This is a genomic window from Levilactobacillus yiduensis, from assembly GCF_024718525.1.
GTDB classification, from domain to species: domain Bacteria; phylum Bacillota; class Bacilli; order Lactobacillales; family Lactobacillaceae; genus Levilactobacillus; species Levilactobacillus yiduensis.
The window spans coordinates 132,093-142,251 of the sequence record NZ_JAMXAZ010000007.1 but is presented as its reverse complement, the minus strand read 5'-3'; the positions used below and the strand labels follow the sequence as shown (position 1 = coordinate 142,251).

Sequence of the window (10,159 nt, the reverse complement as noted above, 5' to 3'; positions counted from 1 at the left end):
AAGTTTGAGCAAGGCGTCCCCTTGTCTCGTCAACTAAAGGAATGGCAAAGAATGGGCGTTCAGCTTTCTGAGGCAACTTCGGCAAACTGGGTCATTAAGTCTGGAGAAATCATGGAGCCGTTGTACAACTTAATTCGTGAACGACTAGTTGAACAACCCTACCTTCAGGGCGACGAAACGCCGATGCAGGTGCTCAGAGAACCCGGAAAGGCGGCCACATCCAAGTCTTACATGTGGGTGATGCGGTCGGTCAGAAAATCATCTAAGCAAGCCGTTCTGTACGCTTATGGTGATACACGATCTGGCGCATTTGCCGAAAACCTCTATCGAGGTTTTACGGGGGTACTTCAATGTGACGGCTATGCTGGTTATAACGGACTAGATGAAGCAGTCATACGAGTTGGTTGCTTTGCCCACCTCCGTCGGAAGTTCTACGAAGCAGCATTCGTCAACGGAAAGATAATTATGAGTCGTCCACTCAAGCTATTAGACGAAATGTTTGCGCTAGAAAAAGAATGGAAACAATGGTCGCCTCACTCACGACGACGGCAGCGACGGCGACACCTGCTTAAGTTGGTGAGAAAGTTTTGGTCATGGATTGATCAAGCAGACGAATTACCAAAAAGTCGGCTGGGTAAAGCCATCACTTACGCACGGAACCAACGAGTAGCGTTAAACCGAGTTCTCAACTATGGAGCGGTAGATTTCAGCAATAACGCCTCCGAGCGAAACATGAAGAGCTTTGTGATTGGTCGAAAAAATTGGCTTTTTAGTACTAGTCCTGCCGGAGCTAAGGCTACGGCAATTTGGATGACGCTAATTGAATCCGCTAAGGCTAATGGCATCAACCCACGCGACTACGTGACTTACTTATTAAATGAAATGCCACAACTCCCAGATTTTGCGAAAAAAGAAGATCTGGAAGCTTATTTACCATGGAATTATCAATCGAAGCTTGATAGTGACGAAGAACTCAATGTCATAGCCGCTTAAGGCATGGAAGAGATGGCCCGTCCTCAAAAAACGAGGACGGGCCATCTCTTTTTAAATTATATTTCAATACGGTCAGTTATTAGGTGCTTACGGAGAATTTGAGAGGTTCAATTCATTTACGAATTGGGCCTCTTTTTTGGACCCGGATATTAAATTCAATTTGTATTCTGTAGTGGAAGTTGGTCCAATTGCGGTAGCCGTAGGCGGTGCGTTTGATCTGTTTGATTTTGCGGTTCACACCCTCGATTGGACCATTGGAGAGTGAACAGGTTGTCATATTTTTGATGAATTGCTTTTTATGAATAAAGGTTTTGATGGTTGTTAGAAGTTGAGGACTAACGTTCTCAACTTCTCCTAAGGCCTTAATAAAGGCTGGATAGTCACGGTTACGAATAGCTTCTACGAGGTCATGGGCTGAGAAGTAAGTACGTGTGAGAACTTCACTTAGGCTTAGGCCTTTCGAAACAAGTTGTTCTTGTGTGTAATGGTCTTTGAGGTGCGAGAACCACTGTGTTTTGCTCTTCTCGAGGTCTTCATAGCTCATCAGATAGAGTCGCCAGTAATACTTGAAAATACGGTACTCAGGGGTGTCTTTGGGAAAGTTCTTCATCACTTGTACGCGAGTCTGGTTCAATGATCTCAAAGTCATTTGAACCAAGTGAAAATTATCGGCGATGATGACAGCGTTTGGGAAGATAGCGTGAATGATTGACTGATATTGAGAATTGAAGTCCATGACGATTTGGGTGACTTTTTCTCGGTTCTTCAAGTCATAGTGATTCAAGAAGAATTCTTTGATTTCTTTATTTTTTCGTCCTGGTAAAATAGTGACGAGATCATGCTTCTGAGCGTCAATGGCGATGAAGCTCATTTGATTACCTGTAGACCGAAATTCATCAATGCATAGAGAGGCTGGTAACCCGTTGTAGGCAGGTTGCGTCTGCTTACCCAACACTGCTAGCTGACGGCTTACAGTGTTGGTTGAGACGTTATATTGCGAGGCAATGCTGGCCATTGTCCGATCTTCGGTTAGACTTCCGGTAATACCATGTAGGACGTTCCGTGAAATCTGATGTTGGCCCTCTACGACAGTGGTTTGTGCCATCTTAGTGTGACCGCAGTGCTTACAGAGAAAGCGTTGTTTCCGTAAGATTAATAGGGCCGTCCGTTCGCTAATATTGGGAATCCTAATGTTGACAGTCTTAAAGCCATTCTTAACGATTTCATGTTTGCCACATCGTGGGCAAACACTAAGGTTGTACGAAAGGTCCGCGTAAATGCGCAAAGCATCACGTGATTTATCCGAGACCCTAAAGTTCTTAATATTTTGGTCTTTAATTTGTAGAAGATTTCTTGTAAACTGTTCTTGGGACATGTTGTCATTCTCACTTTCAATTGGTTTTAGTCGACTATGTTGTTGTGGGGCAATGTGCCCCTTTTATTATACAAAAAATGATGTCGACAGATTTCTCTATCAACACCAAATATCATAGAACCCTTTTTTGGTATCTAACGGGAAATGTAAAACGACTGAGCAGCGCTGCCCCGTCGCTGCTCAGTCGTTTAGCCAGTATGTGGGCAACAACACTAGAATTTAAGGGAGGCCTGCTTTAGTGAGGGGCCTCCTTTGGGACCGACGAAAAAGAGCCTGAGGCAGTGGCCTCGGCTCTAGTAGTTTACTGGTTCTGCTGAAGGTAGTGACTCAGGCGTTGGTCGTGGGCGTAGATGTAGAGGCCCTTGACACCACGTTTCATTAAGACGTTGATGGAATTTAAAATCAGACGTTGCTTAATGGCTTGTAGCTTCTGTGGATCTAAGTCATCACGACGTTTGAAGGCCTCGACGTCCGTGTAGCGGTCGAGATGGATGACCAGGTGATCGTGGTCGTCTAAGCCAATTGGTGGGCCTAAGATGATGCCGACGTAGTTCAGGTCAAATCCCTGGCAGGTGTAAATGGACCCGACCTCATCGATGGTTTGTGGCAGTTCTGCCCAAGGCGTTGTCGTGTAGTTGTACTGATCCCAGGGCAGGTGGAAGGCGCCCTCCGTGATGTAGTGCTTGCCGCCATCCAGCGTGGACGGGTAGCCGGAAGTCGACACGATGCGTGACAGACCGACTTTCTGATTACGGGATACGATGGCCTGACGCATTTTTTCGGCATCCGCAAAGACGCGCAGGTCATAGTTAGCTCCGCCAGAATGGGGCAGGGGCCGCAGTCGCTGGTGAGTGAAGTCGTTGATCCAGCGCACCAGCTCATCGTTGGCCTGCATGCGAAATTGGTGGGTGAGGCGATACGTCTCGTGGGGGACTGGTGCCATCAAGGCTTCCAGCCGCTGCTCGGTCCAGTAACTTTTGAGGCGTAGTACCTGGGTCTCGTCAAAGACCACGATAATAACCTTGGTCGTGGCCATCAAGGACGTTAGTTGATTGTGACCATAGAAATTGTTGTAGTGGTCCGGTTGGGAGAGCAGTAAATGTGCCTCGTCAATGACCAGCACGTCGGCGTGGCGCTTGCCCTGACTAATCTGGTTGATCAGCGAGGTGGGTCGTTGGATGTCCTTCTTAAAGAGGTGCGGTTGGTCACCCGCGATCTCACGATAGACCTTGAGAATTTCTGGATGGTTGACCAGTAAGTAGTTTTCCGTTCCGGCTAACGGGCTGGTCGATTGCGTTCTGGCAGCCTCTTGAATGCGGTTGAACAAGTGGGCTAGGACCACGCTTTTACCGGTTCCTGCGTCACCATAAACGGCGAACATGGCGGGGCCGGGCTGATTGAGGTGGGTCGTGGTAAAGGTAAAGATCCGGTCGACCAATTTGACTTGGTCCGGTGTTAAGGGCAGCAGCGGTGAGAGCTTCGTCGTTGCTGCATTGGCATGAGCAGTGAACAAATCACCACGACCTTTCTAAACAGAATACGCCCATTGTACCGCGAATTTCCGGCCAACGAAACCATTTGGACGACAAAAAAGCCGGAACGGCAACGTCCCAGCTACATTAGCTATTATTTTTCGTCAGCGGTCACTTGGTGATAAGATGCGCTGTGGAAATGGTTGGCGCTAACGGCGTATGGATCAAACGGCGCAAAGGCCGGTGAGTGACGCCACAGTGCGTAGGCATCGCTGTCCGCCCAAATGGTGAGCAGCACGTACTCATTGGCGTTCTTTTCTTTGGTTAACACGTACATCGCGGTCATACCACTGGGGAGACCGTTACTAGCCAAGCGGTTGGCCTTGGCATCAAAGACTTTCGCCGTATCTTGATCAAACGTGAAGTATTTGAAGCTGAAGAAGCCTTGCCACTCGGTGGACCCTTGGTGGAGTTGGACCCGATAGGCCAGACCACCGTTAAAGACAGTCGGTTGACCAGAGACATCCACCAGTTGCAGACCTTCATCGGCATCGGAGCCGGCCATGAGAATCATTTTTCGGTCGGGGTTCTCCGCAATGATCTTGTCTAACAAGTCCTTGCTACCAAAAGTTGTTGCTAATTCATGAAGCATGCTCATCCCTCCTGACTAGTTTGTTACCTTTATTATAAGGTTCTTCTGAAAAAAAGCGAAACGTTTACACTTTCTAACTGCCGCGCTAAACTGAAGATAAATGGATTAAGAAAGGATGATTCTTGTGAAATTGACAGTGCTTGGGTGTTACGGAGGTTATCCGCACAACGGCGTGGGAACCAGTAGTTACCTGCTGACAAGCGGTGATTACCATTTGCTGGTCGATTGTGGGAGTGGGGCGTTGCTGGCCTTAGAGAAGGTCTTAGACCCCTTACAGTTAAACGCCGTGCTACTGACGCATTATCACCACGACCATACCGCCGATGTCGGTGTCTTACAGTACTTGTGGCAGCTAAAGGCGGGCAAACGGGCCGAACCGGTATTGCCGATTTACGGACACACCGCTGATCCGTTGAACTTTGGGGCCTTGACCTGGCCCAACGCCACGGTCGGTCAGGCGTACGACCCGGCCAAGACCTTGAGCCTGGGGCCATTTACCATTGATTTCTTGCCGACGCATCACCCGGTCCCGGCGTACGCACCACGTATCACGGAGACGGCAACGGGTGCCACACTGGCATTTACAGCGGATACGGCGGCCTTTGCGGGACTCGCTGAATGGGCGACGGGGGTCGACGTGTTGTTGGCTGATACCAACTTTTATGCTGACCACCAGGGTCCCGCGTGGCATTTGACCTCCACGCAGGCGGGCCAATTGGCCAAACAAGCCGGTGTTAACCGGTTACTGTTGACGCATTTGCCACAGACCGGCGATTTAGCCCAATTAGGTGATGAGGCGCAGGCAGCTGCTGGTTCGGCAACCAAGGTCAGTGTCGTTTCAGCAGGAGTTATTTACGAAATCTAATGCTTTTTATTCGATAAAAATTAATTGGTCAAAACCGTTTAATTGTCAAAACGATGTTTATAGACAATATATTGGTCCAATAATAGTCAGATAGGGTAAAACTGTAAATTAAATATTTTTAAGAAAGGTCTTTCTTTTTCTCATAAAGTCTGTATAATAGAGCTAATCAAACAGATCTATTGACCGTGAAGGAGGAAAAGAATATGACAGTTACGCTCTACACCTCACCTAGTTGTACCTCTTGTCGCAAAGCCCGTCTGTGGTTCGAAGAACATGGTATTGCGTACCGTGAACAAAATATCTTCTCCGAACCCTTAACGGTTGACGAAATCAAGTCCATCTTGCGTTTGACCGAGGATGGGACGGAAGAAATCGTGTCAACGCGTTCTCGGGTCTATCAAGAATTGACCGTTGACCTTGACGATTTACCGCTCCGTGACTTGTACAAATTGATTCAAACACACCCGGGCATCTTACGACGGCCGATTATGGTCGACGATAAGCGTCTGCAGGTTGGGTTCAATGAAGAAGAAATTCGGCGTTTCTTGCCCCGGCAAGTTCGCGCATTAGAACTACAGCGCGCCCAGCGACTCGTAAATGGCGCAAATTGAGCTTAATTAGTTGCATCTGACCGGATTTGTGAGAAAATGTTACTTGCAGTCCGGTTTTTTGGTATGATGACTTTACAAGCCGGTAAAATAGACTAAAATGAGTATCAAGGACAATACCCAAAACCCACGAGAAAGGGGTGTTATTCATGGAAATGGAACGAATCAATGAAAACACGATTCGGGTGGTTATTGGTAATGACGACTTAAGCGAACGCGGCATTACGGTTTTAGACCTACTCGGTAACCACAAGCAAATCGAAGGCTTCTTCTATAGTATTTTGGAGGAAGTCGACGTTGATCACCAATTCCAAGACAACGACGCGGTAACCTTCCAAGTTTTGCCGAACCGTAACGGTCTGGAGTTGTTTATCAGTAAGAATACAGACGAGGATGATGCCTCGACTGACGACAACCAGGGCGATGCTAGTGTCGATAGTGCTCACCCCGATCAAGTGTCGGATCAGATTAAGGAACGGTTGTTGGAAACGGATGACCCACAGGAATACACGAGACACCTGCAGGATTCGACAACGAGTGATTCCAACAATATTGAAGATTACTTGAACGACAAGGGTCAGCCCACGACGACTCGCGTGGTGAAGTTACATTCATTTGAAGACATGATCAGTGTTGCCCGCGTCTTGCGTCTGGAGAATGCGGCGTCTAACCTGTATCGGTACAATCATGATTACTATCTGGAATTGATCTTCTTCACCAATGAGTCATCCTTTGAGTCCATCAAGGACGAATTGGCCGTGGCGTACGAATACGCCGAACGGACCAAGGTGGCCCCAGATGTTTTAGCAGAACATGGGCAGTTAATTATGGAACACTCTGCACTTGAACTGACACGGTTTCACTTTTTGAGTGATTAGTTTGATAGAAAAATAGTTTCCTTTAAGTCGAATGCCATTGGGTGTTCGGCTTTTTTGTTATCGACTCTAAAAATTGAAAGTAGACTTAACGTGTTGACTCCCGGGACGACAGTATTCTGTCAACTAAAATTGGTGAAATCGGGAGCCTACGTCAGCCAGGGATGGGGGCACTTTCAACTTTCTTCGCGAGGACGGTATTGCTGGTGGTTTAGGCAGCTTAAGCTACATGTGCGGACCTAAGCAAATCACGACTTGTCACTAGCAAATGCCGATGATTATCTAAAATGCCGATAGTTGCTATACGCAAGAATCGATTAAACAGGCATTTGTAGAACAGAATAGACTATCAACGAAATTCTTGGGATTTTTTAATAAACAACATGACGTTTTAAACCCTAAATTGCTTAGTGGACAATTTATACTGAACCCCGGTCCAATGAGATTTCAGTAAACCTAGGGGGCTCCTAGGTTTACTGGTGAGCGTTTACAGCGATAGTAGTAGTTGAATTCCTGCAAACGTATCCTTACCCAATTTTCTCAGCTTGTGACAACCCAGATGTAAATCGCTTGAAATCCCCCCGCCACATATTAGAATTGGTGGTAGTCAATGATTCAAATAAATTCGGATGGAGTGAGGACTAAAGCATGTCGTTAGCGCAACTAGAAGCAGTGTTGTTGGGGATTACCGGCGTGGCGGTCGTAGTGTTGCTGGCCACGGTGGCCATCTATTTTTGGTATTCGCGCAAAAATTCGAATAATTACCTGGAGAACCATGAAATTACGTTGCGCTATTTCATCCAAAAGCAGGTCGACTTTCGTGGTCACACCACGGGGTATGAGTGTCTGTTACGCCAACACAATGCCGACGGGTCCTGGTCGTTGCCCCAACAGTTGGACTCCTTACCGTTGCAGCGGGTAATCTTTTTACTGGAGGATACGTTCAAGTCGTTGCCAACTGAGCCCATCACGCTGTCCATCAACTTGGAATATGATCAAATTGTCAGCCCAGACTTTCGCTATTTTGTGCGCTGGGCGATTTCCAAGATTACACCCATGTCGCTGGCAGTTGAGTACACGGCCAATCATCAAGATCACATTAATAAACGCCTGCTGAGTCGGCGAATTCGCGAGGCTCGTTCCTACGGCATGCGCTTTGACATCGACAACGTGGGGTCGACCCTGGCCAATCTGAAAAGTGTTGAGTGGCTCTTGCCGGAAGTTGATTCCCTGAAGTGTTCGATGCGCAGCTTTCGCAAGGAAGATCCGTCGGTATGGTTGGATCTTAACCTGCAATTTTGGAACAAACTTTCCCAGGACAATGACATCCAATTGATTCTCATGGGGGTCGAAGACGAAGCGGATGAGCAGTTAGCAGAACAGTTGAACATTCGGGTGCGGCAAGGTTATCGGTTTGGCCGCCCAATGAACCCGCAGGAGGCACCGCATTAATGGCCAAGAAAGATACGAAGCAACAGTTGTATACCGATGAATACTTTGAAAAGGGCCACTGGGGTCGAAAAATTTGGCAGACGCTGGTCGCCATCTTTGGGTGGCTGTGCGTCGTAGTTCCGGTCGTGGTGACGGTCACGGCATTTTGGGCGGCTTATGACCCGCGGGTACCGCATCTCTGGTCGTATCAAGAGGGTATCTTTGAGATTAAATTCATCGGCATCCTCCTGTTGTTTTCGTTTGTGATGGTGTCGCTGTTTGCGGTGGGGATGACGATCATTCAAAACCGGAAGCGTGATCGCGTCGTCGAACAATGGCCGACATTTAATCCCATCAACCAGAAGAAACGGGAGACTGAGCTAGAAAAGTTCATGGACGACCGATTCGGGGATGAAGACTTCCGCCACAACGTCCGGACGTATCAGGTCAAGCCGGAACAAAATCTTGACACGGACCAGATTCAGAACTTGTACCGTAAGCACGATTTGAATGATTTGGACGATAAATAGGGGGCGACCATGGTCAACGTTTTTATTGATAGCATTTTAAAAGCCACCTGGGGTCAGACGCTGGGCAATATTTTCCTGCTAATTTTGTGCCTGTATCCGGTCGTCGGGTCGTTCTTCTGGTTTGCTGGCGCATTGTCATATCGGTTCTTGAAGACCAATAAGCGGGATACCGACTGGCACGAGATTCCGGTTGATCAGCAGCCGATGATTACCATTATGATTCCCGCCCACAACGAGGAGGTCATGATCGAGGAGACCATCACCTACCTATTCGACCAGCTGAATTACAGCAATTTTGAAGTGTTGGTGATGAATGATGGGTCCAGCGATGACACGGGCGCCATCATCGCGCGGTTACAGCAGAAATACCCGCGGTTGCGCACGGTGGAGATCCTGAAAAACAAGGGGAAGGCCCATGCGTTTAACATCGGCATGTACTTTGCCAAGGGCGACTACATCCTCAGTAACGACGCCGACACGATTCCCGAACCGGACGCTTTGATGAAGTATATGAATTTCTTCATGCGCGACCGAGATATGAACACCTCGGCCGTGACGGCCAACATGGACGTGCAAAACCGGTCCAGCTTGTTGGGTAAATCGCAAACGGTCGAGTTTACCAGCATCGTGGGGGTCATCAAGCGCAGTCAGACCGCCATCAACGACTCCATGTATGCATACAGTGGGGCGAACACGCTGTACAAAAAGGACTTCTTGATCGACGTGGGCGGCTTTCGGCAAAACCGGGCCACCGAGGACATCAGTATCGCCTGGGACCACCAAATGATTGGGGCCGTCCCACGATTTGCCCCGAACGTTATTTTTCACATGAACGTCCCCGAGACACTGCATGACCTCTACAAGCAACGGAAACGTTGGGCACAGGGCGGGACCGAGGTCTGGTTGACCAATATTAAAAAGTTTTTACTGCATCCCATCGCTCACCGCTACCAGATTTCCATGTTCGTGGATTCCACGCTGTCGATCATCTGGTCGTTTTTCTTCACGCTGACCTCAATCGCCTTTTTCACAACCATGGGAGTCTTCCTGGTGACCGGGGATTACGAACGGGTCATTCACGGCATCGTGATCTCCTTCATCTTCGTGACCTTCGAGCTGTTTGCCGGTTTCATGCAGCTGCTGGCGGCGTTACTACTAGACCACCATGGCATCAAGTTGAAATACATGCTGTTTGCGCCGCTTTACATGCTGTTTTACTGGATGGTCAACCCCATCACGGTGGTGATGACCTTCATCCCGGCGCTGAAAACCATCCTGGGCTTCGGGTCGGGCACCTGGGTCAGCCCCAAACGCAAGTCGCTGCAGAAAAAGTAGGTTCTACTCTTACTAACGAAATC

At 48.3% G+C, this 10,159-nt stretch carries 10 protein-coding genes; 7 read left to right on the top strand and 3 right to left on the bottom strand.

All coding sequences use genetic code 11. The features are described from left to right. Nucleotides 1-993: IS66 family transposase (gene tnpC, locus NGM66_RS06145; RefSeq protein WP_258115451.1), on the top strand; the 993-nt coding region annotated here is incomplete at its 5' end. Nucleotides 994-1,105: 112 nt separating this feature from the next. Here the strand turns inward: tnpC and NGM66_RS06140 are convergent. The 3 genes from NGM66_RS06140 to NGM66_RS06130 all read right to left on the bottom strand — a co-directional run bounded on the left by NGM66_RS06140 (nt 1,106) and on the right by NGM66_RS06130 (nt 4,492). Beyond that, nucleotides 1,106-2,368 (bottom strand): ISL3 family transposase, encoded by a 1,263-nt coding sequence (locus NGM66_RS06140; RefSeq protein ID WP_258115450.1) that lies wholly within the window; start codon nt 2,366-2,368, stop codon nt 1,106-1,108. A gap of 301 nt (nt 2,369-2,669) precedes the next feature. Continuing rightward, nucleotides 2,670-3,881 (bottom strand): DUF2075 domain-containing protein, encoded by a 1,212-nt coding sequence (locus NGM66_RS06135; protein ID WP_208909965.1) that lies wholly within the window; start codon nt 3,879-3,881, stop codon nt 2,670-2,672. Between the two features lie 113 nt (nt 3,882-3,994). Beyond that, on the bottom strand, nt 3,995-4,492 hold the full coding sequence (locus tag NGM66_RS06130; protein WP_208909963.1) for an antibiotic biosynthesis monooxygenase: 498 nt from the start codon (nt 4,490-4,492) through the stop codon (nt 3,995-3,997). Between the two features lie 124 nt (nt 4,493-4,616). On the opposite strand from NGM66_RS06130, the gene NGM66_RS06125 reads away from it, so the two are divergent. The 6 genes from NGM66_RS06125 to NGM66_RS06100 all read left to right on the top strand — a co-directional run bounded on the left by NGM66_RS06125 (nt 4,617) and on the right by NGM66_RS06100 (nt 10,136). Next, nucleotides 4,617-5,357 carry an MBL fold metallo-hydrolase gene (locus tag NGM66_RS06125; RefSeq protein WP_208909961.1) on the top strand — a complete coding sequence of 247 codons (741 nt, stop codon included), beginning with the start codon at nt 4,617-4,619 and terminating at the stop codon, nt 5,355-5,357. Between the two features lie 203 nt (nt 5,358-5,560). Next, on the top strand, nt 5,561-5,968 hold the full coding sequence (gene spxA, locus NGM66_RS06120) for a transcriptional regulator SpxA (RefSeq protein WP_208909959.1): 408 nt from the start codon (nt 5,561-5,563) through the stop codon (nt 5,966-5,968). Between the two features lie 146 nt (nt 5,969-6,114). Next, on the top strand, nt 6,115-6,843 hold the full coding sequence (locus NGM66_RS06115) for an adaptor protein MecA (RefSeq protein ID WP_208909958.1): 729 nt from the start codon (nt 6,115-6,117) through the stop codon (nt 6,841-6,843). A gap of 645 nt (nt 6,844-7,488) precedes the next feature. Further along, nucleotides 7,489-8,292, top strand: a complete 804-nt coding sequence (locus tag NGM66_RS06110; protein ID WP_208909957.1) for an EAL domain-containing protein — start codon at nt 7,489-7,491, stop codon at nt 8,290-8,292. Then, the gene (locus NGM66_RS06105) at nt 8,292-8,801 is read left to right on the top strand and encodes a hypothetical protein (RefSeq protein ID WP_208909956.1); all 510 of its coding nucleotides are present in this window, start codon (nt 8,292-8,294) and stop codon (nt 8,799-8,801) included. Before NGM66_RS06110 ends, NGM66_RS06105 begins: the two co-directional genes overlap by 1 nt. Nucleotides 8,802-8,810: 9 nt before the next feature. Continuing rightward, nucleotides 8,811-10,136: a glycosyltransferase family 2 protein gene (locus NGM66_RS06100; protein WP_208909955.1), complete on the top strand. Its 1,326-nt coding sequence runs from the start codon at nt 8,811-8,813 to the stop codon at nt 10,134-10,136. Nucleotides 10,137-10,159: the final 23 nt, after the last annotated feature.